Here is a 23,427-nt window from a genome sequence, read left to right as displayed (position 1 = left end):
CGGTTGGCAATCGCCATCCGCAGGGCCATATCCCGCGCTCTTGCAAGCAGGAGCGCACATGCCCGACACCCAATATGATTACGACCTCTTCACCATCGGCGCAGGCTCTGGCGGGGTCCGCGCATCGCGGGTCAGCGCGGCGCATGGCGCGAAGGTGGCGATTGCGGAGGAGCACCGCGTTGGCGGCACCTGCGTGATCCGCGGCTGCGTGCCCAAGAAGATGCTCGTCTACGGTGCGCATTTCGCGGAAGATCTGGAAGACTGCCAGCGCTTTGGCTGGGACATCGGCGAGCGCAGCTTCGACTGGATCAAGCTGCGCGACAACGTGTTGGAGGACGTCACCCGGATCGAGGGGGCCTATACCAACACGCTCGAAAGCCACGACGTGGAGATTTTCAAGGAGCGCGCCGAGATTACCGGCCCGCACGAGATCACGCTGGCGAGCGGGCGGCAGGTCACCGCGAAACACATCCTGATCGCAACCGGCGCGCGCCCGCGCATGCCCGAATGCCAGGGCGCGGAGCACGCGATCTCCTCCAACGAGGCGTTTCATCTCGACGAACTGCCCAAGAAGATCATCATCGCGGGCGGCGGCTATATCGCCAACGAGTTCGCGGGCATTTTCAACGAGTTCGGCTGCGATGTTCACATCGTGAACCGCGGCGACCGGCTGCTGCGCAGCTATGACGAGGCGGTGCGCGATCGGCTGCTGCAGATCAGCACGATGAAGGGGATCAAGTTCCGCTTCAACACGCACTTCGAATATATCAAGCCGTGCGACGAAGGCGGCTATTTCGTGAAACTGTCCGACTGCGACGAGGAGAAGGCGGACCTGGTGATGTTCGCCGTCGGTCGCATTCCCAACACCGAAGGTCTGGGGCTGGAAAACGCCGGCGTCGAGCTGGGCGAGGGCGGCGAGATCAAGGTCGACCGGTTCAGCAAGACCAATGTCGACCATATCTATGCCGTGGGCGACGTGACCGACCGCGTGCAGCTGACCCCCGTGGCGATCCGCGAGGGCCAAGCCTTTGCCGACACCGTGTTCGGCGGCGGAGAGCCGGTCGCGGTCGACCATTCCTGCGTCCCCAGCGCGGTGTTCAGCCACCCGCCGATCGCCGCTGTCGGGATGACCGAGGGTGAGGCGAAAAACCAGCTGGGTAGCGTAAAGGTCTACCTGTCGGACTTCCGCCCGATGAAGAACGTCCTGGCGGGCCGCAACGAGCGCAGCCTGATGAAGATGGTCTGCGACGGCGATTCCGGCCGCATCGTCGGCATCCACATGATCGCGCCCGAAGCGCCAGAAATGATGCAGGCCGCCGCGATCGCGGTGAAGGCCGGGCTGACCAAGGCGGACTTCGATTCGACCGTCGCGATCCACCCGACCATGGCCGAAGAACTGGTCCTGATGCGCTGATCCGGCCCGCAAGTCCGCTTCCCTCATCGAACTGTCTGTTTCGACAGGGAAGCGGCCTTGCGGGGCCGCCCAGCTTGACGCTGCGTTACCTCCATGCCTAACCGCTTGGGCAAAGCGGAACACAGGAGCGCACGCGCGTATGTCAGCCAATATTGCCGAAATGGAAAAGCGCCGCGAAGCCGCCCGCATGGGTGGCGGTCAGAAGCGGATCGATGCACAGCATGCCAAGGGCAAGCTGACCGCGCGCGAGCGGCTCGATGTGCTGCTGGACGAAGGGAGCTTCGAGGAGCTCGACACCTACGTCGTCCACGACTGCACCGATTTCGGCATGGAAGACCAGCAGATCATGGGCGACGGCGTCGTCACCGGGTCTGGCACGATCAACGGCCGGCTGGTCTATGTCTTCAGCCAGGATTTCACCGTCTTCGGTGGTTCGCTGTCGAAACGCCATGCGGAGAAGATCTGCAAGGTGATGGACACCGCGATGAAGGTCGGCGCGCCGGTGATCGGCCTGAACGATTCGGGCGGCGCGCGCATTCAGGAGGGCGTGGCCAGCCTTGGCGGCTATGCCGAGGTGTTCCAGCGCAACGTGCTCGCCAGCGGCGTCATCCCGCAGATCAGCGTCATCATGGGCCCGTGCGCGGGCGGCGCGGTCTACAGCCCTGCGATGACCGACTTCATCTTCATGGTGAAGGACAGCTCCTACATGTTCGTCACCGGGCCCGAGGTGGTGAAGACCGTCACCAACGAAGTCGTCACACAGGAAGAGCTGGGCGGCGCGGTGACGCACACCACCAAGACCAGCGTGGCCGATGACGCGTTCGAGAACGACATCGAAACGCTGATGGCGACGCGCCGCTTCTTCGATTTCCTGCCGCTGTCGAACCGCGAGCCGGTGCCCGAAATGCCGAGCAACGACCCGTGGGACCGGCGCGAGGACAGCCTCGACACGCTGATCCCCGACAATGCGAACCAGCCCTACGACATGCACGAGGTGATCGCGAAGACGCTCGACGATGGCGACTTCTTCGAGGTCCAGCCCAAGCATGCGGCGAACATCATCTGCGGCTTCGGGCGGGTCGAGGGTCGCACCGTGGGCGTGGTCGCCAACCAGCCGATGGTGCTGGCGGGCGTGCTCGACATCAACTCGTCCAAGAAAGCCGCGCGCTTCGTGCGCTTCTGCGATGCGTTCGACATTCCGATCGTGACCTTCGTCGACGTGCCCGGCTTCCTCCCCGGCACCAGCCAGGAGCTGGGCGGCATCATCAAGCACGGTGCCAAGCTGCTGTTCGCCTATGCCGAGGCGACCGTGCCCAAGATCACCGTCATCACCCGGAAGGCCTATGGCGGCGCGTATGACGTGATGGCGTCCAAGCACCTGCGCGGCGACCTCAACTACGCCTGGCCCACCGCCGAGATCGCGGTGATGGGTGCGAAAGGCGCGGTGGAGATCATCTTCCGCCAGAACCGCGACGATCCCGAAAAGATCGCCGAGAAGACCAAGGAATACGAAGACCGCTTCGCCAACCCCTTCGTCGCCGCCTCACGCGGCTATATCGACGAGGTCATCTACCCGCACTCGACGCGGCGGCGGATCGCGCTGGGGCTGCGCAAGCTGCGCGGGAAAGAGCTGAGAGCCTGTCTTCAAAAGTAGTTGGGAGATATCAGCTGGTTGCGCTTGACGCGCTGGTGCATCGCTGATTCCGGGGTTTCGCCAGAAACGACCGAGGAATAAGCGATGTGGACCGATACCTCCCGGCAGCAGCATAGCCGCCCGGGTCTACGTTATCCAAGCGATTTGCGCGATGCCGAGTGGGCCTTGATCGAGCCTCTGTTGCCGCCCGCGAAACCTGGCGGCAGGCCGCGCTGCGCCGACCTGCGCGAGGTGATGAACGCGATCCTCTATCTGGCAACAAGCGGTTGCCAATGGCGGATGCTGCCCAAGGATTTCCCTCCGCTCTCGACGGTTCAACGCTATTTCTATGCCTGGCGCGACAGCGGCCTATGGCAGACGATCAATCACCTGCTGGTGATGGCTGCGCGCCAGATCGAAGGGCGCGAGGCCAGCCCCAGCGCCGGGGTGATCGATAGCCAGAGCGTCAAGACCACCGAGAGTGGCGGCCCACGGGGCTACGATGCGGGCAAGAAGATCATGGGACGCAAGCGTCACATCATCACCGATACGCTCGGACTGATGTTGTTCGTCACCATCCACGCTGCCAGCATTCAGGATCGCGACGGGGCGGTCGATCTCATCAAGGCAATCCGCTACCGCTTCCCGTGGCTGCGCCACCTCTTCGCCGATGGGGGCTACGCAGGCGACAAGCTCATCGGCGCGCTTCAAGGGCATGGGCAATGGACGCTCGAGATCGTGCGCCGCTGCGACACCGCCAGGGGCTTTGTTCTGCTCCCGCGCCGCTGGGTGGTCGAGCGCACCTTCGCCTGGCTCGGCAGATGTCGACGGCTCGCAAAGGACTGGGAAAGAACTATCGAAAGTTCCACCGCATGGACTACCATCGCCCACATCCGCCGCCTCACCCGCCTCATCGCAAGCCACTGCCAGATCGCATAAACTTCTGAGTCAGGCTCTGAGCAACCCGTGGAAGAAGCATGACAATATCCCGTTGTGACGTAGCGAGAGCGATGCTCGAGGATATTGTCACCGAATGGGCAGATTGGCCCGGCGAATTGCAGACGATCACCGGGTTCGAGTTTGCAGAGTATCGTGCGCTTAAGCTGAAGCTGGATAATCTGAGCAGCGAACTGACCGAGACAGATGCCGACATGATGCGCGAAGGGGCAAAGCAGTTTTTTGGATATCCCGGGATGACGACATCAAGCGTTGAACGGTCACTTGGGCCTGAGTGGCTAAGCGAAGTCGAGTCCGCTTTTCTGAGCGAGGACAATCGTTGATCGTCTTCCTCTTCAACGGTCTTTGGGATCTGCCGGAGGCCCCGAATTCCGTTACCCTGAACTTGTTTCAGGATCCAGCATTACGAAGCGGCGGGCGTTGCGGGAGGAAGACTGGATGCTGAAACAAGTTCAGCATGACGAATTGACAGGAGCAGACGCATGAAACTCGGCCGTCTCAACCATATCGGCGTCGCGACGCCTTCGATCGCGGACTCCATCGCCTATTACCGCGACACGATGGGTGCGGTGCGGATCAACGAGCCTTTCGACCTGCCCGAACAGGGCGTGAAGGTCTGCTTCGTCGATACGCCCGACAGCACGGGTGAAGTCGGCAAGGGCACGCAGATCGAGCTGATCGAGCCGTTCGACGAGGCGAGCCCGATCAACGGCTTTCTCGCCAAGAACCCCGCCGGCGGCCAGCACCATGTCTGCTACGAGGTGGAAGACATCGAGGCGGCGCGCGAGTGGTTCGAGGGGAAGGGCAAGCGCATCCTCGGCCCCACGCGCATCGGTGCGCACGGCACGCCGATCTTCTTCCTCCACCCCAAGGACATGATGGGCCAGCTGACCGAGATCATGGAGACGCCCAAGGAGGGCGCGCACTGGTCGAACTGACCGGATAGCTCTCTCCCCATGTGGGGAAAGGGTTGGGCGAGGGGAGTTCTACGCAGCGAGGGTTTTGCGCCCCTCTCCAAGCGCCGCTAGATCGCTTCGCGACCAAGCTATGCTATTCTCTCCCCGGCGCGGGGAGAGGGATAAGAGAGAGGAAATCGCGATGCTTTTCTACGACAGCGCCATGCCCGCACCCAATCCGCGCCGCGTGCGCATCTTCGCGGCGGAGAAGGGCATCGAGTTACCCTCCAAGCAAGTCTCGATCCCGCAGCGCGAGCAGAAGGCGCCCGATTTTCTCGCCAAGAATCCGCGCGGGCAGACGCCGATCCTCGAACTCGATGATGGCACGGTGATCGCCGAAAGCGTCGCGATCATGCGCTATCTCGAAGGGCTGCATCCCGAACCGCCGCTGTTCGGCACGACCCCGCTGGAAAGCGCGCAGGTCGAGATGTGGAGCCGCCGGGTCGAGATGATCCTGATGACCGCAGTGGGCGCGGTGTGGGTCCACACGCATCGCTTCACCGCCGCGCTGCCCGGCCGGAACGAGGCGTGGGGCGAGGCCAACCGGCCCCGCGTCGCCGACGCGTTCCGTTTCTTCGACCAGTCGCTCGCGGGGCGGGACTTCCTCGCCACGGATGGTTACAGCGTGGCCGACATACTGCTGCTGACCACCGCCGATTTCGCAGAATTCATAGGTTGTGGAATGCCGCAGGATTGCGAAAACCTGCGTGACTGGCACCAGCGTGTGTCCGCCCGACCAAGTGCACAAGCCTGAGTGGAATTATGACCGACAAGACCCCGACCCCCACGGCATCCTACGCTGACTGGCAGGCCAAGGCCGACAAGGAAGTGAAGGGCCGCGACCTGACCTGGCACACGCTGGAAGGCTTCGATGTGAAGCCGCTCTACACGGCGGAAGACACGGCAGACATCGACCCCGGCCTACCGGGCTTCGAGCCGTTTACGCGCGGGCCCTATGCCAGCATGTACACCGGCCGCCCGTGGACCATCCGCCAGTATGCGGGCTTTTCGACGGCCGAGGAATCGAACGCCTTCTACCGCCGCAACCTCGCCGCCGGGCAGAAGGGGCTGAGCGTCGCCTTCGACCTCGCCACGCACCGGGGCTATGATTCAGACCATCCGCGCGTAGTCGGCGATGTCGGCAAGGCGGGCGTCGCGATCGACACCGTGGCGGACATGCAGATCCTGTTCGACCAGATCCCGCTCGACACGATGAGCGTGTCTATGACGATGAACGGCGCGGTGATCCCCGTGCTGGCGTTCTACATCGTCGCGGCGGAGCGGTCGGGCGTGTCGCAGGACAAGCTTTCCGGGACCATCCAAAACGACATCCTCAAGGAGTTCATGGTCCGCAACACCTACATCTACCCGCCCGAGCCAAGCATGCGGATCATCAGCGACATTATCGCTTACACCTCCGACCACATGCCGCGCTTCAATTCGATTTCGATCAGCGGCTATCACATGCACGAAGCGGGCGCGACGGCGGTGCAGGAGCTCGCCTTCACCATCGCCGACGGCAAGGAATACGCCCAGCGTGCGATGGATACCGGCCTCGATATCGACGCCTTCGCCCCGCGCCTAAGCTTCTTCTGGGGCATCGGGATGAACTTCTTCATGGAAGTCGCCAAGATGCGCGCCGCGCGCCATCTGTGGCACGACGTGATGGAAGGGCTGGGCGCGCAGAACCCCAAGTCCAAGATGCTGCGCACGCACTGCCAGACCAGCGGCGTGTCTTTGCAGGAGCAGGACCCCTACAACAACGTCATCCGCACCACGATCGAGGCGATGGCGGCGGTGCTGGGCGGCACGCAGTCGCTTCACACCAACGCGCTCGACGAAGCGATCGCGCTGCCGACCGACTTCTCCGCCCGCATCGCGCGCAACACGCAGCTGGTGCTGGAGGAAGAGACCGGCATCACCAATGTCGCCGATCCGCTGGGCGGCTCGTATTATGTCGAGGCGCTGACCGCCAAGCTGGTTGAAGAAGCCAAGAAGATCATCGACGAGGTGGACGCTGCGGGCGGAATGACCGCCTTCGTCGCCACGGGTGAACCCAAGCGGCGGATCGAGCAGGCGGCTGCGGAGAAGCAGACCAATGTCGACCGGGGCGAGACGGTGATCGTCGGCGTCAACAAGTACCGGCGTGACAAGGAAGACGAGATCGAGACGCTCGATATCGACAACCACAAGGTCCGCCAGTCGCAGATCGCGCGGCTGGAGAAGGTTCGCTCGCAGCGCGACGAGATGGCCTGTCAGGCCGCGCTCGACGCGCTGGCACGCGGCGCGGGGCAGAAGGAAGGCAACCTGCTGGCGCTGGCAGTCGAGGCCGCGCGTCACGACGCGACGCTGGGCGAGATTTCCAGCGCGATGGAAGACGTCTTCGGCCGCTACGACACCAAGCCGACCCCGGTGAAGGGCGTCTATTCCAAGGCCTATGCGGCGGATAACCGCTATCAGCAGGTCGTGCAGGGTGTCGACGCGGTCGAGCAGCGCCTCGGCCGCAAGCCCAAGATCATGATCGCCAAGATGGGCCAGGACGGGCATGATCGCGGCGCCAACGTGATCGCGAGTGCCTTCGCCGACATGGGCTTCGATGTCGTCTCCGGCCCGCTGTTCCAGACCCCGCAGGAAACGCTCGAAATGGCGCTGGCCGAGGGTGTCGACGCGATCGGCGCGTCTTCGCTGGCGGCAGGCCACAAGACGCTGATCCCCGAGCTGATCCGCCTGCTGAAGGATGCTGGCCGCGCGGACATCAAGGTGACCGCCGGTGGGGTGATCCCGCAGAGCGACTACCAGTTCCTGCGCGATGCAGGCGTGCAGGGCATCTACGGCCCCGGTTCCAACGTGGTCGAATGCGCGGCGGACATGTTGCGGCTCTTGGGGCACAACATGCCCCCGCCCGATGACGAGCTGGACGAGGCGGCAGAGTGACCTTTGCCTCCCTCGTCACCCCGGACTTGATCCGGGGGCCCGGTTCCTTTCCGATGGCAGAATGGAAGCGGGACCCCCGCCTCCGCGGGGGTGATGAAGTGGGGGAGGTTGCTAAATGAAGAGGTCCATCGCTCTCGGATTGGCGTTCTTCATCGCTCTAAATCTTCTGATCACGCTCGCATACGGGCTGCTTTGGCCGTACCTCTACGACTTGAACATCATCTCTTGGGATAGCGATGCACGCTTCTGGTTCGAGCTCATTTTTCACGGTGCTGTTGCAGCCATAATCGGACTTCCATTCTGCATTTGGTTCGCTCGTCGGATTTCGAAATCTGCAAGTGCTGTGCGATCGTTGAGAACAACTCGCCCCCACCCGGCCCGCCAAGCCTCGCAATAGCGCTCCCCTCAGCACCTACCCACACCGACCAAACGGAACTCTCTCGATGACCGATCTCCACCCCGAAACCCTTGCCGTCCACGCCGGGTGCGAGCCCGATCCGACCACGAACGCACGGATCACGCCGATCTACCAGACGGCGAGCTATGTGTTCGACAGCCCGGATCACGCGGCCAACCTGTTCTCGCTCTCCGAATTCGGGAACATCTATTCGCGGATCATGAACCCCACCAACGACGCGCTGGAGAAGAAGGTCGCGGCGCTGGAAGGCGGCGTGGGCGCGCTGGGCGTCGCCTCGGGCCATGCCGCGCAGCTGATCGCGTTCCACACGCTGATGGAGCCGGGGTGCAACATCGTCGCGGCGAGGAAGCTGTATGGCGGATCGCTCAACCAGATGGGCGAGGCGTTCCTCAAGTTCGGCTGGGAGACGCGCTTCGTCGATGCCGACGACCCCGAGAACATCCGCGCCGCGATGGACGACAAGACGCGCTGCGTCTTCATCGAAAGCCTCGCCAATCCGGGCGGCGTGGTCAGCGATATTTCCCCGATTGCGGACGTCGCCCATGCGGGCGGCGTGCCGCTGATCGTGGACAACACCATGGCGACGCCTGCGCTGTGCAGGCCGTTCGATTTCGGTGCGGACATCGTCACACACTCGACCACCAAGTTCCTCAACGGGCACGGGAATGCGGTGGGCGGCGTGATCGTCGACAGCGGCAAGTTCGACTGGAAGGCGCGAGGCGACAAGTTCGCCTCGCTCACCCGGCCCAACGGATCGTACCACGGTGCGGTGCTGGTCGATGCGCTGGAGCCGGTCGGCCCGATCGCCTTCATCATCGCCTGCCGGGTGCTGGGCCTGCGCGATCTCGGCCCGGCGCTCGCGCCGATGAACGCCTTCCTCGCGCTGACCGGCATGGAAACGCTGCACCTGCGGATGGACCGGCATTGCGACAACGCGCTGGAGCTGGCCGAATGGCTCAAGGGGCACGAGAAGGTCGCGTGGGTTTCCTACGCCGGGCTGCGGGACAGCGACTATCACAGCCTCGCGAACAAGTATCTGGGCGGGCGCGGCGGTGCGGTGTTCACCTTCGGGCTGAAGGGCGGATACGAGGCAGGCCGGGCGCTGGTCTCCAACGTCAAGCTGTTGAGCCACCTCGCCAATATCGGCGACACCCGCTCGCTCATCATCCACCCCGCGTCGACCACGCACAGCCAGCTTGGCGAAACCGAGCTGATCGCGGCGGGGGCAGGGCCGGATGTGGTCCGCGTGTCGGTCGGGATCGAGAATATCGAGGATATCAAGGCTGACCTCGACCAGGCGCTCGCGGCGGCGGGCTGAGGGGGCTTGGTGATGGTCCATCAACTCGTCATTGCGAGCGGAGCGAAGCAATCCATGGCGCAGTTCCATGGATTGCCGCGTCGCCTGCGGCTCCTCGCAATGACGAGTGAGTTGGTGGAATGACTGCCACCTCAAACGTTACCCCCGCCTGCGCGGGGTGACGAAACGAGTTCTCTCCAGATTCGAGGTATCGAAGTGACCAAGACCCGCACCCACTCGACCTGCGAGGCCGTACAATGAGCGCCCCCCAGAGCGGTGCGAGCTTCCTGCCCATCGCCGCGATGATGTTCGCGGCGGGGCTGGGCATTCCCGTCTTCGCCTCGCTCAACGCCGGGCTGAATCAGCAGCTCGGCAGCCCCATTGCCGCGACTGCGGTCACCTTCGGCATTGGTCTGGTGATCTCGACGACCGTCCTCGTCTTCGTCGGCTTCCCGAGCGCGTCGGACTTCACGCTCGACAGGCCGTGGCTCTACGGTGCCTCGGTCTTCATGCTGTTCTACGCGACCGCGATTGCGTTCTCCGCGCCCAAGATCGGGCTCGGCAACGCGATCTTCTTCGTCCTCACCGGCCAGCTGATCGCGGCTGCCACCATCGACCATTTCGGCCTGCTCGGCGTGATCCAGACTTCGCTGACGCCCAAGCGCATCCTGGGCATCGCCGTGATGGCCGTGGGCCTCTATCTCGCCAGGAAACCCGTATGAGCCACATCCGCGCCGACTGGACCGGTGAGGCGGGGGGAGTGACCAACACCTCACCCGTCACCCCGGACTTGATCCGGGGCCCCGCTTCTTCTTTGGTGCGGCGCGGAAGCAAGCGGGACCCCCGCCTTCGCGGGGGTGACGAAGTTGAGGACACGATGGTGTGAGCTTTTGGCGCTTTAAGCTACTGGAATTCGCGGTTTGGGGGGCGACGGGAGCATTACTGATCCCGGTCGTCTTCGGATTCGGAATTTTGATTGCGCAAGTTTTTCAACCTGTCTCCGACTTCATTGCGATGATCCTGCTTGGAGCGGTGTGGCTGATATCGTCTATTTTTCTATCCAATGTCCTTACCGCGAAACTCGCGAAACGCTGGAGCCGCTGAATTGCAAAATCTCTCAAAAATCCGCACCGACTGGACCCGCGAAGAAATCGCAGGGCTGTTCGACCTTCCCTTCACCGAACTGCTGTTCCGCGCGGCGTCGGTCCACCGCGAGAACCATCCGCCCGAACAGGTCCAGCTGTGCACGCTGCTCAGCATCAAGACCGGCGGGTGTCCGGAGGATTGCGGTTATTGCTCGCAGTCGGTGAAGGCCGACAGCGGCGTCGAGGCGAGCAAGCTGATGGATGTGCGCGCCGTACTGCAAACCGCGGCGCAGGCGAAGGATGCCGGCAGCCAGCGCTTCTGCATGGGCGCCGCGTGGCGCAATCCGAAGGACCGCGACATGCCCGCGATCGTCGAGATCGTGAAGGGCGTGCGCGCCATGGGACTGGAGACCTGCATGACGCTGGGCATGCTGACGCCCAAGCAGGCGGATATGCTGAAAGAGGCGGGGCTCGATTACTATAACCACAATGTCGACACCGGGCCGGAATATTACGAGCGCGTGATCTCGACCCGGAATTATCAGGACCGGCTCGATACGCTGCAGAACGTGCGCGATGCCGGGATCAACGTGTGCAGCGGCGGGATCGTGGGGATGGGTGAGACGCGCGAGGATCGCGTGGGCTTCGTCCACACGCTCGCCACGCTGGAACGGCATCCCGAGAGCGTGCCGGTCAACGCTCTGGTGCCGGTCAAGGGCACGGTACTGGGCGACATGCTGGCCGACACGCCGCTCGCCAAGATCGACGATATCGAATTCGTCCGCACCGTCGCGGTGGCGCGCATCTGCATGCCGATGAGCATGGTGCGGCTCTCCGCAGGGCGGGAGTCGATGTCCGAGGCGACGCAGGCGCTGTGCTTCCTCGCGGGGGCGAACTCGATCTTCACCGGCGACAAGCTGCTGACCGCGCCCAATGCGGGCGACGACAGCGATGGCGCGCTGTTCGCCAAGCTGGGGCTCACCCCGCTGATGCAGGAAGAGCCCGCACGCGCCTGCAAGGTGGCGGAGGCTGCCGAGTGATCGGCGCGCTCGCCGCGCTGCTGCTCGCCTCCGGTCAGCCTGCGGCTGTGCCGGAGCCTGAGCCGATCGTGGTGGGCGAGAGCTATACGCTTGAGGCATTGGGGGAGGACCGCGCGGTCAACGTCATCCTGCCGCCCGATTATGCTGGCCAGCCCGACACAAGCTGGCCGATTGTGGTTCAGCTCGATGGCGGTGTGGATCAGGACCTGTTTCTGGGCAACGGGTTGGAGAAATGGAACCGCCTGTGGGGCCGCAGCCAGCCTGCAATCCTGGTCGGCATCCAGACCGTGGATCGCCAGCGCGAGCTGTTACCCCCTACGTCTATTGCTAGTGAAAAAGCGGAATATCCCACCGCAGGCGAGAGCGAGGCCTTTCGTAAATGGCTGGCGGACACAGTTCTCCCGCTCCTGCGTGAGCGCTATCGCAATGACGGCAGGATCATCCTGTTGGGCGAAAGCGCGGCGGGCCATTTCGTGCTCGAAACCTGGCTGGAGCGGCCCGATCTTTTCAGCGGCTATGCGGCGATTTCTCCCAGCCTGCAGTGGGATGGCCAGTCGCTTGCCCTGACCGCGAGCGCCCCTGTGGCAGGGCGTCCGCCGCTATACCTGTCGCTCGCCGACGAGGGTGGGGAGACCGAGCAGGGCATGTTCGCACTCCTCGGCAAGCTGGGGCAGGGGCAAGCCTACTGTTTCTCCGACCGGCGCGCCGACCTGCATCACTCCAACAGCCTGCACGCTCTGATGCCCGAGGCGCTGCAATACCTTCTGCCGACCGATGCGGACTGGCTGGAGGAATACGGGCTGCGCCTTCGCTGCGACCGGGGTGGGCCGGCGCTTTCCGCGCAGTGAGCCTCGGCTTCTCCGTCGACGAGCTGCTGCCCCGTGCGCGCGGCGGCGGGCAGCTCAAGATGGGGCTGGTCAAGCTGGGCGGGAACGAGTGGCTGCAGTCCGATCCCGACCTGGCCGCGCGTGCGGAGGGTTTTGCGCAATTCCCCGAGGGCATCCAACTGACGCCCGAGGGGGACGCGGCGGGGCGCGAGCTTGCCACCGGGCTTGGCGTGTCGAGCGGGCTGGCCGAAGCGGCCCATGCGCATCACGAGGATATGTGCCTGCTCACCCGCCGCGATGACGAGGAGCACTATCGCCTCGTCGGGGCGGCAGTTGCGTGGCCATCCGACTGGACGCCTGCGGACAAGATGGGGCTGCCGTTGCGTGCGCTCCACGCGCCGATTCAGGGCTATGAGGAACAGCTCGCCACCGGGGTCGACCGCTTCATGGAAAAGCTGCGACCCGGCCCGATCTATGGCCGCGCCAACTGGTTCATCGCCGCCACGCCCGACATGCGCTGGGTCGCGCAGCCGCCCGAACAGGCCTTCGCGCATGTGACGGCAGAGAACGCCGCCAGCACGCTGTTCGTGCGCTCCGAACGGCAGACGCTGCGCCGCCTGCCGCGCACTGGCGCGATCCTGTTCACCATCGGGATCTACGTCGCCCCGCTGGGCCAGCTTTCCACCGCCAATGTCGGCAGGCTGGCGGGCGGGCTGGCAACCTTGCTCAATGGTGAGGTGGAGCGCAGGGGCGTGGGGGCTTACGCTAGGGCACTTATCGGCTATGCGAAGGCACGAGAAGAGGAGACGGACGCATGATCCTGACCGCATTGCTGCTGATGCAGGCGAGCGCGCAAGCCGCGCAGCCGCAGGTCGATTGCGACAACGCGATGACGCAGATGGAGATGAACGTCTGCGCAGGCCGCGAATATCAGGCCGCCGACCGCGAGCTCAACGCGGTGTGGAAGAAGGCGTCGCAGCGCGCCAAGTCGGTCGACAAGGATGTCGGCGACGGCACCCAGCATCGCGAGCTGCTGGCCGCGCAACGCGCGTGGCTGACCTTTCGCGACGCACAATGTTCGTTCGAGGCGAACCAGTATCGCGGCGGTTCGATCATGCCGCTGATCCGGTCGACCTGCCTCACCGCGCTGACCGAGGCGCGCACCAAGCAACTACGTGAATATCTGGAGTTTCCGGGCTAGTGTTTTCCAAAATCCTGATTGCGAACCGCGGTGAGATTGCCTGCCGCGTGATCCAGACGTGCAAGCGGATGGGGATCGCCACCGTGGCGGTCTATTCCGATGCCGATGCGCGCGCGCCCTTCGTGAAGATGGCTGACGAGGCGGTCCATATCGGTGCTGCTCCCGCTGCTGAAAGTTACCTGCTGGCCGACAAGATCATCGAGGCTTGCAAGCAGACCGGTGCCGAGGCGGTTCACCCGGGCTATGGTTTCCTGTCCGAACGGGCGAGCTTCGTCGAAGCGCTCGACAAGGAAGGCATCGTCTTCATCGGCCCGCCGGCCAAGGCGATCGCCGCGATGGGCGACAAGATCGAATCGAAGAAGCTGGCCAAGGAAGCCGGCGTCAACACCGTGCCCGGCTCCAAGGACGCGATCGACACCACCGAGGAAGCGCTCAAGATCTCGAACGAGATCGGCTATCCGGTGATGATGAAGGCCTCGGCAGGCGGCGGCGGCAAGGGGATGCGCCTCGCCTGGAACGACAAGGATGTCGAGGAAGGGTTCGAGGCGACCAAGCGCGAAGGCCTCAACTCGTTTGGCGACGACCGCGTGTTTATCGAGAAGTTCATCGAAGACCCGCGCCATATCGAGATCCAGATCCTCGCCGACCGGCAGGGCAACACGCTCTACCTGAACGAGCGCGAATGCTCGATCCAGCGCCGCCACCAGAAGGTGGTCGAGGAAGCACCGTCGCCCTTCGTCACGCCCGAAATGCGTAAAGCAATGGGCGAGCAGGCGGTCGCGCTGTCGCAGGCCGTCGGGTACTTCTCCGCCGGGACGGTCGAGCTGATCGTCAGCGGCGCGGACAAGACGGGGGAGAGCTTCTACTTCCTCGAAATGAACACGCGCCTGCAGGTGGAACACCCGGTGACCGAGGCGATCACCGGCGTCGATCTGGTCGAATGGATGATCCGCGTGGCGGCGGGCGAAGAGCTTCCCTTCAAGCAGGACGATATCAAAATCGACGGCTGGTCGATTGAAACGCGCGTCTATGCCGAAGACCCCTATCGCAACTTCCTGCCCAGCATCGGGCGGCTGGTCCGCTACGAACCGCCGGTTCCGGGCTGGACCGGCGCGAGCGGCCCCGCCGGGAGGCGCGGGCATGAGATGGGCGGCGGCGGCATCCGCGTGGATGACGGCGTGTTCGAAGGCGGCGAAGTCTCGATCTTCTACGACCCGATGATCGCCAAGCTGATTACCTGGGGCCCGACCCGCGATGCCGCGGCGGACCTGCAGGTCGAAGCGCTCGACGCCTTCCGGGTCGAAGGGCCGGGGCACAATATCGATTTCCTCAGCGCGATCATGCAGCATCCGCGCTTCCGCTCGGGCGAGCTGACCACCGGCTTCATTGCCGAGGAATATCCCGACGGCTTCCAGGGCGCGGCGGTCGACGAACCCCGGCTCAAGCTGGTCGCGGCGCTGATCGCTGGGGCGCAATGCTCCGTGATGGCGCACGAAGGGCAGATCTCGGGCCGCCTCGATGGCGCGCCCAAGGTGCCGTCCGACTGGGTGGTGAAGATCGACGGTCGCCAGTTCGACGTCGTTCTGGGCGAAGGTGGGGCAACCGTCGACGGCGAGTGGATCACCGGCACGACCGACTGGCAGCCGGGCATGGTCCTCGCCGCGGCCAACGGCAATGGCGAGAACCTGGCGATCCAGCTCCGGCGCGAAAGCAGCGCGATCTGGGCGCTGACCACGCGCGGCAAGACGCACAAGGGCCTTGCCGTGCCCGCACGGCTCGCCCCGCTGCTCGATCACATGATCGAGAAGGAGCCGCCCGATCTTTCCAAGATGCTCATCTGCCCGATGCCGGGCCTGCTGGTGAAACTGCACGTGGCCGAGGGTGACGAGGTCCAGCCGGGCCAGCCGCTCGCCACGGTCGAGGCGATGAAGATGGAAAACATCCTGCGCGCCGAGAAGGAAGGCACGATCTCCAGCATCAACGCCGCCGAGGGCGACAGCCTGGCGGTCGACGAGGTGATCCTGGAGCTGGAATAGTGCATCTCTCGCACGAACCCGACGCGCCTGCGGGGGAGCAGATTGCTTTCGATGACTTCCTGAAGGTCGATATTCGAGTCGGCACGGTGGTCGCGGCGCATGAGTTCCCCGAGGCGCGCAAGCCTGCCTACCGGCTGGAAATCGACTTCGGGCCAGCGATCGGCGTGAAGAAGACCAGCGCTCAGATCACGGCGAACTACGCGCGGGAAGAACTGGTCGGGCGGCAGGTGGCGGCGGTGGTCAACTTCCCGCCGCGCCAGATCGGCCCGGTCATGTCCGAAGTGCTGACGCTGGGCTTCGCGGACGAGGCGGGCGAGGTCGTGCTGTTCTCGCCCGATAAGGCAGTGCCCGACGGTTCGCGGCTGTTCTAGGCCGCTTCCACGCCGTGCGCCTCAATGTGCCTGTAGCTGCTCGTCCATGAAGGCGGCCACGTCCGCCAGCTCTACATCGCGCGCGACATAGGCCTCGCCGAGAGCGCGCAGCAGGATGAAGGGGACGGTGCCGCCGCCCGCCTTCTTGTCGTGCCGCATATGATCGGCCAGACCTGCGCCGTCGCAGTCGAGCCCCAGCGCGGAAATCTCGGTCGGCAGGCCTGCACGGGCCAGCGCATCGGTCACACTTTCCGCGTCTGCCAGCGAGATCAGATCGCGCCGGGCGGAGAATCGCGCCGCGAGCACCATGCCGAGCGCCACCGCCTCGCCATGGAGGAGTCTGTCGCCGAAGCCCGTCTCCGCCTCCAGCGCATGACCGAAGGTGTGGCCGAGGTTCAGGAGCGCGCGGGCGTCCTTCGTCTCGCGCTCGTCCTCCGCGACGATCCGCGCTTTCATGTCCACGCAATGCGCGATCGTCGCTTCCAGCACCGCGTTGTCGCAGGCGAGGATCGCGGCGCTGTCTTTATCGACGCGCGCGAAGAACTCCGCATCGCCCAGCAGTCCGTATTTGAACACCTCGGCCAGCCCGGCGCGCATTTCGCGCTGGGGGAGGGTGGCGAGGCAGGCTGTGTCGGCGAGCACCAGCGAGGGCTGGTGGAACGCGCCGATGAGGTTCTTGCCCGCGCTGGCATTGATCGCGGTCTTGCCGCCGACGCTCGAATCGACCTGCGCCAGCAGCGTGGTCGGCAGCTGGACGAAGCCGCAGCCCCGCTTCAGGATCGCGCAGGCGAAGCCGACGAGGTCGCCGACCACTCCGCCGCCCAATGCGAAGACATGATCGGACCGGGTGACGCCGCGCGCCAGCAGCCAGTCGGTCAGCCGCTCCAGCTCGGCCCAGCTTTTCGAGCCTTCGCCGGGCGAGACCTCGTACCAGTCGATCTGGTAGCCATCTGACTCGAGCGAATGCGCCAGCCGTTCGCCGTGCAACCGACGCGCATTGGCGTCGGCAACGACCGGCACCTTGCGGCCTGACCATGGCGCGATTAAGTCGCGTGCCTGAACGATCGCGTCGTCGAGCAGCCCGGCGCCAACCCGTACCTCGTAGCTGCGACCGGCGAGCGCGACATTTACGACAGCCACTTCTCAAGCTCCTCGATAATCGTCCACGCGGTGCGGGTGTGGGGGCCTTGCTGGCCCTCGACGCGAATCTGCGCCTGCGCATAATGCGGGGCGCGTTCGGCCAGCAAGCGTTTGAGAATCGCCTCCGGGTCGCCGTCGCGCAGCAGCGGGCGCGTGTTGCGGCGTCCGGTCCGCTCGACCAGCGTGGCGATGTCGCAATCGATCCACACCGCGACCGCCTTTTCCAGCACCAGCGCGCGCGTTTCCGCATTGACGAAGGCCCCGCCGCCGGTCGCGATCACGCCGTGCCCTTCCTCGATCAGGCGGGCGATCACCCGGCGCTCTCCATCGCGGAAATAGTCTTCGCCGAATTCGCTGAAGATTTCTGCGATGGAGAGCCGGGCGGCATCCTCGATCGCGTCGTCCGCGTCGACGAAATTGCATTCCAGCAGGGTCGCCAGCCGCCTGCCCACGGTCGATTTGCCCGCGCCCATCAAGCCCACCAGGGTGATCGGCCGGTCGAGGCGTTCCTTGAGCGCGCGGAGCCGCGCCCGGTCGGCAGGGGAAGGCACTCGGTCCATTGCCCGGTGGCGTAGAGATGGGCTAGGGCGATGGCAACAAAGGGTATCGGACGCGTGCAGATAGACATTTCGCAGACCGCACGGCGGCGTATCGGCGTGGGTGCGCTGGCGATCATCGCGATTCTCGCCTGGGCCTGGTGGGATGGCGGCGAACAGCCGATGCGACCGATCACGCAAACCATAGAACTGCCGGGGACCGCCCAATGATGCTGCAACGCAAGGCTGCTTTGCTGGCTGGCGCGGGCCTGCTCGTGCTCGCGGCACCGATCGCACTGGTCGCGGCCAATCCGGCAGCGGTGGTTGCGCCCGTCGCGCCCGCGCCCGCTCCCGCACCCACTGCTGCACCCGCACCGGCAGAAACCGCTGCGCCTGCGGGGGAAAGTGCCAGCGATGGAGCGGACGCGGATAGCGAGGCGGGCTCCTCCAGCAGCTCCGACAGCCGCCGTCTGCCCACGCTGGAAGAGCTCGAAGCCCTCGATACCGACGAGCTGGACGAGCTGTTCGGCCTCAAACCCACCTACGACATTCCTAGTGCGCAGCGCCGCGCGACCACCCGGGTCGGCATTCTGGCCGAGGACGAGGGCGGTCTGCCTGCGACCTCGCTGGCGCGGCAACCGCAGTCGATCGTTCGGGCCGCATTGACCGGAACACAGGGGCGGCTCGTCTCGCGCTGGGGCCATATTGCGCTGCGCCGTGCGCTCGCCAGCCGTCTCGCAGCGCCGGAGGGCATGAGCGGAGTCGAATTCGCCGGCCTGCGCGCCCAGCTGCTCAACCGGATGGGCGAGTTCGGTGTGGCCCGCGCGATCGCGCAGGATGTCGATGTCGATGTGTGGAACGCGCGGCTCTCCAATGCCGCGATCGACGCCTATATCGCGACCGGCGATATCGTGGGGGCGTGTCCGCTGACCATGCTGCGCGCGGGATATCGCGACGATGTCGAGTGGCAGATGCTGCGTTCGATCTGCAGCGCCTATGCCGGCGAAGCAGCGCGGGCGCGCAACAACCTGCTGCGGCTGCGCGATCGCCAGAGCGGCGAAGATGGCAACGTGATCGACGTGCTGCTGGCGCAGCGCTTCGCCGGCGCGGCGGGGCTGGGGAACAGCGCGGTCACCATCGAATGGGACGATGTCGATGAACTGACCCCGTGGCGCTATGGCCTCGCCGCAGCGCTTGGGATCGACATACCCGACCGCCTGATCGACGGCGCAGGGCCTTATTATCAGCGCGTCTCCGCCTCCTTGCCCGCATTGCCCCTGTCGCAGCGGCTCGAAGGTGCGCGCCGCGCCGCGCGCGAGGGTATCTTCTCCTCCGCCGCGCTGATCGATGTCTACGCGCAGGGCTATGCCGCTACCGGTAATGAAGGCTCTCTGGGTACCGATGCGGCGCTGCTGCGCGCGGCCTATGTCGACCCCGATCCGGCCGCGCGGATGACCGCGATCCGGACCCTGTGGGGCGATGCGGAGACGATTCCCTACGACCGGCAGGTGCTGACCGCCTATGCCGCCGCACGCATCCCGGCGAACGATGGTTTCGCCGCCGACGCCGGGCCGCTAATCGCCTCGATGCTTACCGCCGGGCTCGATCGCGATGCCGCGCGCTGGCGCGAGATCGTCGATGAAGGCGATGCGGGCTGGGGCCTGCTTGCCGTCGGCCTGCCGGGCAGGAGCGGGCAGGTTTCGAGCGGCGCGATCGATTCCTATCGCGACAATGATGCGACCACGGGCACGCGGCGCACGCGGATGCTGGTTGCCGGGCTCGCCGGGCTGGGCCGGATTTCGGACGGCACCCGCAATGCGTGGAACCGCGATCTGGACCTGGAGCTGGGCCGCGAAACCCGCTGGAGCGCGCTGATCGACCGCGCGGGCGAGGTGCGCAATGCCGCGCTGGTCACCATGCTGATGGGCGTGGGGATGCAGGGCGACGACTGGAGCCGGATGACCCCGCGCCACCTCTATCACATCGTCTCCGCATTGCGCCGCAGCGGGATGGAAGCCGAAGCGCGGATGATCGCGGCGGAGGCGCTTGCGCGCACCTGACATGGGCGCGCGGGCGATAGAGGATTTCCTTGCCGCACTGGCGGTCGATCGCGGGGCGGCGGCCAACACGCTGGCCGCCTATCGCCGCGATCTGGAAGGCGCGGTGGGGATCGTCGGCCCGCTGGAGGATGCCACCCGCACCGACCTTGCCAGACTGGGCGCCGCCTGGGCCGATCTCGCGCCCGCGACCGTAGCGCGCAAAGCCTCCGCGCTGCGCCAGTTCTTCGGCTTTCTGGAAGACGAGGGGCTGCGCAGCGACAACCCATCCGCCGCACTGCCGAGCCCGACGAAACGCCGCTCGCTGCCCAAAATCCTCGACCATGCGCAGGTCGAGGCGCTGTTCGCTCAGGCCGAGCGCGAGGCGGAGGAGGGCGATCCGGCGGCGCTGCGCCTGCTGGCGATGATCGAACTGCTCTATGGATCGGGCCTACGCGCGAGCGAGCTGGTCACCCTGCCGCTCTCCGCGGTGCCGCGCGATGCGCCTTTTCTGACCATCACCGGCAAGGGCGGGAAGGAACGGCTGGTGCCGCTGGGCACCCGCGCGCGCGCCGTGCTGTCGCGCTGGTTGGCGGTGCGCCCCGAAGGGTCGCCATGGCTGTTCCCCTCGCGCGGCAAGCACCTCACCCGCATCCGCCTGTATCAATTGCTCAAGGCGCTTGCCGAGCGGTCGGGAATCGATCCGGCGAAGATCAGCCCGCACGTGCTGCGCCATGCCTTTGCCACGCACCTGCTCGAAGGCGGGGCGGATTTGCGCGCCTTGCAGACGCTATTGGGCCATGCGGATATCGCGACCACGCAGATTTATACCCATGTCGAATCCGCCCGGCTGGTCGCGCTGGTGAACGAAAGGCACCCGCTTGCCGATCAAGGGCGCTTGCGCGGCGGGCGACAGGGGGATAGCAGCCGCGAATGCTGACTTTTCTGGATTTCGAGAAGCCTGTGGCCCAGCTGCAGGCGCAGATCGCCGAACTTCGCGCCGCCAATCAGGGTGCCGACGGGGGCGATCAGATCGACATGGGCGACGAGCTTGCCAAGCTCGAGGCGAAGAGCGCGGACATGCTCAAGGGGCTCTACGCCTCGCTCAGCCCGTGGCAGAAGACGCAGGTCGCTCGCCACCCGCAGCGCCCGCATTTCCGCGACTATGTGGAACACGCCTTCACCGACTTCATGCCGCTCGGCGGGGATCGCTATTTCGGTGAGGATCACGCGATCATCGGCGGCTTCGCGACTCTGCGCGGGCGCTCGGTGATGCTGATCGGGCACGAGAAGGGCCACGACACGCAGAGCCGGATCAAGCACAATTTCGGGATGGGCAAGCCGGAAGGCTATCGCAAGGCGATCCGCCTGATGGACCTTGCCGGGCGATTCGGCCTGCCGGTGGTCACGCTGGTCGATACTTCGGGCGCGTTTCCGGGGATCGAGGCCGAAGAGCGCGGCCAGGCCGAAGCGATCGCCCGTTCGACCGAGGCGTGCCTTGCGTTGCCCGTGCCGATGGTCGCTACGATCGTGGGCGAGGGCGGCTCAGGCGGCGCGGTGGCGCTGGCCAGCGCGGAACGGGTGCTGATGTTCGAACATGCGATCTATTCCGTGATCTCGCCCGAAGGCTGCGCCTCGATCCTGTGGCGCACCGCCGAAAAGGCGGCCGACGCTGCCGAGGCGATGAAGGTGACTGCGCAGGATCTGAAGGAACTGGGCGTGATCGACCGGATCGTGCCCGAGCCGGTTGGCGGCGCGCATCGCGATCCCAAGGCCGCGATCCGCAATCTTGCCGACACGATCGACGACGAGCTGACGACGCTCGCACGGCAGGACGTCACTTATCTGCAGGAACGGCGCGCGGACCGCTTCCTCGCCATCGGTACCTGAAGCGGCGGCATCCGGTTGGCCTGCCAGCCGACCGGGAACCGTGCGGCAACCCTGAAAGTTGAGGCAGTTAACTCGCGTGAGCGCATCCAGCGCACGCGCGACATGCCACCGACAGGGGAGAGAATACCGCATGATCCGCCGCAAGACGCTCGCACTCGTTTCGCCCATTGCCCTCGCGATCGGCCTGTCCGGCTGCGCGGCAGTGGGCGGGGGCAATATCCCTGCCGCCAACACCCCGATCACGCAGAGCGAGGCGCAGCAGGGGCGCGAATATCACACGCAGTTGCTGCAAGAATTCGGCGGTGCCATGCAGGGCAACACCGCCAATTACGTGCGCGGTGTGGGCCAGCGGATTGCGGTGGAATCGGGTCTGGCGCGCACGCCCGACGCGTTCACCGTGTCGCTGCTCAACAGCTCGGTCAACAATGCCTTCGCGACCACCGGCGGCTATGTCTACACCACCCGCCAGCTGGTTACGCTGATGAACAACGAGGCGGAACTGGCCGGGGTGCTGGGGCATGAAGTCGGCCACGTTGCCGCGCGCCATGCACAGCGCCGCCAGCAGACGCAGCAGCAGAACACGCTCGGGGGCGCCGCGATAGCGATTCTGTCGGGCATCCTTCTGGGCGACAGCCAGCTCGGCTCCACGCTGGGTCGTGCGGCCTTACAGGGCTCGCAGCTGCTGACGCTCAGCTTTTCGCGCTCGCAGGAAGAGCAGGCAGACCAGCTCGGCGTTCGCTACCTCTCGCAGGCGGGCTATGATCCGATGGCGATGAGCACCGTGCTCGAAAGCCTTGCGCGTCAGTCCGCGCTCGATGCGCAGTTGCAGGGGCGCGACAATGCCAGCCTGCCCGAATGGGCCTCCACCCATCCGGACCCTGCGTCGCGCGTGCGCGAGGCCGCAGCGATGGCCGCGGGCCTGCCGGGGGCGACGCTCAACCGCGATGTCTTCCTGCGAAATATCGATGGCCTGACCTACGGCGACGATCCGGCGCAGGGTGTGGTCGAAGGGCGCGAGTTCATCCATCCCGACCTGCGCTTCGCCTTCACCGCGCCGCAGGGCTTCTATCTGGTCAACGGGTCGGACTCGGTCTCGATCAACGGCCAGTCGGGCCAGGCGGAGCTGCGGGTCGCGCAGTCGAGTGGCAGCCTGACGCAGTTCGTCAGCCGCGCGTTTCAGTCGCTTGCCGGGCAGGGCCAGTCGATCAGTCCGCAGATCCAGACCACCACGGTCAACGGGTTGCCTGCAGCCTACGGGATCGCGCGCGCCAATTCGGGCGGCAACCAGCTGGATGTGATGGTGTTTGCCTACGACATGGGCGGCGGGCAGACCTACTATTACCAGGCGATCGCCCCGGCGGGCCGGTCGGGCGTGTTTACCCCGATGTTCGAATCCTTCCGCCGGATCAGCACGGCAGAGGCGAACCAGGTGGTCCCGCGGGTGATCGACGTGGTCACCGTGCAGCGTGGCGACACGGTTGCCTCGCTCTCGCGCCGGATGGCTTACAGCACCGGGCAGGAGGCGCGCTTCCGGGTGCTCAATGCGCTGGGCAGCGTTGAAGGCCTGCAGGCCGGGCAGCAGGTCAAGCTGGTGGTGCGCGGGCGCTGAGCGCGTCCGTGGCCGCAGATATGCAGCGCACAAAAGAAAACGGCGGG

General features: G+C 65.4%; 23 protein-coding genes. 21 read left to right on the top strand and 2 right to left on the bottom strand.

What is annotated here, in order from left to right:
- The first annotated feature begins 58 nt into the window (after window positions 1-58).
- The 16 genes from gorA (at window position 59) to VO57_011745 (ending at window position 16,169) form a co-directional block, all read left to right on the top strand.
- Window positions 59-1,414: a glutathione-disulfide reductase gene (gene gorA, locus VO57_011820; GenBank protein ID XBL68818.1), complete on the top strand. Its 1,356-nt coding sequence runs from the start codon at window positions 59-61 to the stop codon at window positions 1,412-1,414.
- A 139-nt stretch (window positions 1,415-1,553) separates the two neighbouring features.
- Window positions 1,554-3,068, top strand: coding sequence for an acyl-CoA carboxylase subunit beta (locus VO57_011815; GenBank protein ID XBL68817.1), 1,515 nt, complete (start codon window positions 1,554-1,556; stop codon window positions 3,066-3,068).
- 84 nt (window positions 3,069-3,152) lie between these two features.
- The gene (locus tag VO57_011810; GenBank protein XBL68816.1) at window positions 3,153-3,986 is read left to right on the top strand and encodes an IS5 family transposase; all 834 of its coding nucleotides are present in this window, start codon (window positions 3,153-3,155) and stop codon (window positions 3,984-3,986) included.
- Window positions 3,987-4,057: 71 nt separating this feature from the next.
- Entirely contained in the window at window positions 4,058-4,327 is a 270-nt protein-coding gene (locus VO57_011805; GenBank protein ID XBL68815.1) for a hypothetical protein, read from the top strand.
- 159 nt (window positions 4,328-4,486) lie between these two features.
- Complete coding sequence (mce, locus tag VO57_011800; protein XBL68814.1) at window positions 4,487-4,942, top strand: methylmalonyl-CoA epimerase; 456 nt, start codon at window positions 4,487-4,489, stop codon at window positions 4,940-4,942.
- Between the two features lie 160 nt (window positions 4,943-5,102).
- Window positions 5,103-5,714, top strand: coding sequence for a glutathione S-transferase family protein (locus VO57_011795; GenBank protein XBL68813.1), 612 nt, complete (start codon window positions 5,103-5,105; stop codon window positions 5,712-5,714).
- A gap of 8 nt (window positions 5,715-5,722) precedes the next feature.
- Window positions 5,723-7,894 carry a methylmalonyl-CoA mutase gene (gene scpA, locus VO57_011790; GenBank protein XBL68812.1) on the top strand — a complete coding sequence of 724 codons (2,172 nt, stop codon included), beginning with the start codon at window positions 5,723-5,725 and terminating at the stop codon, window positions 7,892-7,894.
- A 443-nt stretch (window positions 7,895-8,337) separates the two neighbouring features.
- Window positions 8,338-9,630 (top strand): O-acetylhomoserine aminocarboxypropyltransferase, encoded by a 1,293-nt coding sequence (locus VO57_011785; protein XBL68811.1) that lies wholly within the window; start codon window positions 8,338-8,340, stop codon window positions 9,628-9,630.
- A 236-nt stretch (window positions 9,631-9,866) separates the two neighbouring features.
- On the top strand, window positions 9,867-10,331 hold the full coding sequence (locus tag VO57_011780; GenBank protein ID XBL68810.1) for a DMT family transporter: 465 nt from the start codon (window positions 9,867-9,869) through the stop codon (window positions 10,329-10,331).
- 160 nt (window positions 10,332-10,491) lie between these two features.
- On the top strand, window positions 10,492-10,713 hold the full coding sequence (locus tag VO57_011775) for a hypothetical protein (GenBank protein XBL68809.1): 222 nt from the start codon (window positions 10,492-10,494) through the stop codon (window positions 10,711-10,713).
- 1 nt (window position 10,714) lies between these two features.
- Window positions 10,715-11,734 (top strand): biotin synthase BioB, encoded by a 1,020-nt coding sequence (gene bioB / locus VO57_011770; protein XBL68808.1) that lies wholly within the window; start codon window positions 10,715-10,717, stop codon window positions 11,732-11,734.
- Window positions 11,731-12,582: an alpha/beta hydrolase-fold protein gene (locus tag VO57_011765; GenBank protein XBL68807.1), complete on the top strand. Its 852-nt coding sequence runs from the start codon at window positions 11,731-11,733 to the stop codon at window positions 12,580-12,582. The genes bioB and VO57_011765 overlap by 4 nt, the downstream gene beginning before the upstream one ends.
- Window positions 12,579-13,379 (top strand): DUF3445 domain-containing protein, encoded by an 801-nt coding sequence (locus VO57_011760; GenBank protein ID XBL68806.1) that lies wholly within the window; start codon window positions 12,579-12,581, stop codon window positions 13,377-13,379. The genes VO57_011765 and VO57_011760 overlap by 4 nt, the downstream gene beginning before the upstream one ends.
- Window positions 13,376-13,762 (top strand): lysozyme inhibitor LprI family protein, encoded by a 387-nt coding sequence (locus VO57_011755; protein ID XBL68805.1) that lies wholly within the window; start codon window positions 13,376-13,378, stop codon window positions 13,760-13,762. The genes VO57_011760 and VO57_011755 overlap by 4 nt, the downstream gene beginning before the upstream one ends.
- Window positions 13,762-15,798: an acetyl/propionyl/methylcrotonyl-CoA carboxylase subunit alpha gene (locus tag VO57_011750; protein ID XBL68804.1), complete on the top strand. Its 2,037-nt coding sequence runs from the start codon at window positions 13,762-13,764 to the stop codon at window positions 15,796-15,798. The genes VO57_011755 and VO57_011750 overlap by 1 nt, the downstream gene beginning before the upstream one ends.
- Window positions 15,798-16,169, top strand: a complete 372-nt coding sequence (locus tag VO57_011745; GenBank protein XBL68803.1) for a tRNA-binding protein — start codon at window positions 15,798-15,800, stop codon at window positions 16,167-16,169. Before VO57_011750 ends, VO57_011745 begins: the two co-directional genes overlap by 1 nt.
- A gap of 21 nt (window positions 16,170-16,190) precedes the next feature.
- Here VO57_011745 and aroB read toward each other — a convergent pair whose 3' ends face one another.
- Window positions 16,191-17,309, bottom strand: coding sequence for a 3-dehydroquinate synthase (gene aroB, locus VO57_011740; protein XBL68802.1), 1,119 nt, complete (start codon window positions 17,307-17,309; stop codon window positions 16,191-16,193).
- A complete protein-coding gene (locus VO57_011735) occupies window positions 17,297-17,869 on the bottom strand; it encodes a shikimate kinase (protein XBL68801.1) in 573 nt (190 codons plus the stop codon). Before VO57_011735 ends, aroB begins: the two co-directional genes overlap by 13 nt.
- A 30-nt stretch (window positions 17,870-17,899) precedes the next feature.
- Here VO57_011735 and VO57_011730 point away from each other — a divergent pair, with 30 nt between their 5' ends.
- The 5 genes from VO57_011730 (at window position 17,900) to VO57_011710 (ending at window position 23,380) form a co-directional block, all read left to right on the top strand.
- Window positions 17,900-18,076 carry a hypothetical protein gene (locus VO57_011730; GenBank protein ID XBL68800.1) on the top strand — a complete coding sequence of 59 codons (177 nt, stop codon included), beginning with the start codon at window positions 17,900-17,902 and terminating at the stop codon, window positions 18,074-18,076.
- Entirely contained in the window at window positions 18,073-19,905 is a 1,833-nt protein-coding gene (locus tag VO57_011725; protein XBL68799.1) for a hypothetical protein, read from the top strand. Before VO57_011730 ends, VO57_011725 begins: the two co-directional genes overlap by 4 nt.
- A 1-nt stretch (window position 19,906) precedes the next feature.
- Window positions 19,907-20,821, top strand: coding sequence for a tyrosine recombinase (locus VO57_011720; protein XBL71331.1), 915 nt, complete (start codon window positions 19,907-19,909; stop codon window positions 20,819-20,821).
- Entirely contained in the window at window positions 20,815-21,771 is a 957-nt protein-coding gene (locus VO57_011715; GenBank protein ID XBL68798.1) for an acetyl-CoA carboxylase carboxyltransferase subunit alpha, read from the top strand. Before VO57_011720 ends, VO57_011715 begins: the two co-directional genes overlap by 7 nt.
- Window positions 21,772-21,901: 130 nt before the next feature.
- Entirely contained in the window at window positions 21,902-23,380 is a 1,479-nt protein-coding gene (locus VO57_011710) for a M48 family metalloprotease (GenBank protein XBL68797.1), read from the top strand.
- The last annotated feature ends 47 nt before the right edge of the window (window positions 23,381-23,427 follow it).

Source organism: Citromicrobium bathyomarinum (genome assembly GCA_001306305.2).
Lineage (GTDB): Bacteria > Pseudomonadota > Alphaproteobacteria > Sphingomonadales > Sphingomonadaceae > Alteriqipengyuania > Alteriqipengyuania bathyomarina.
This window is presented reverse-complemented; position numbering and strand designations above follow the sequence as displayed.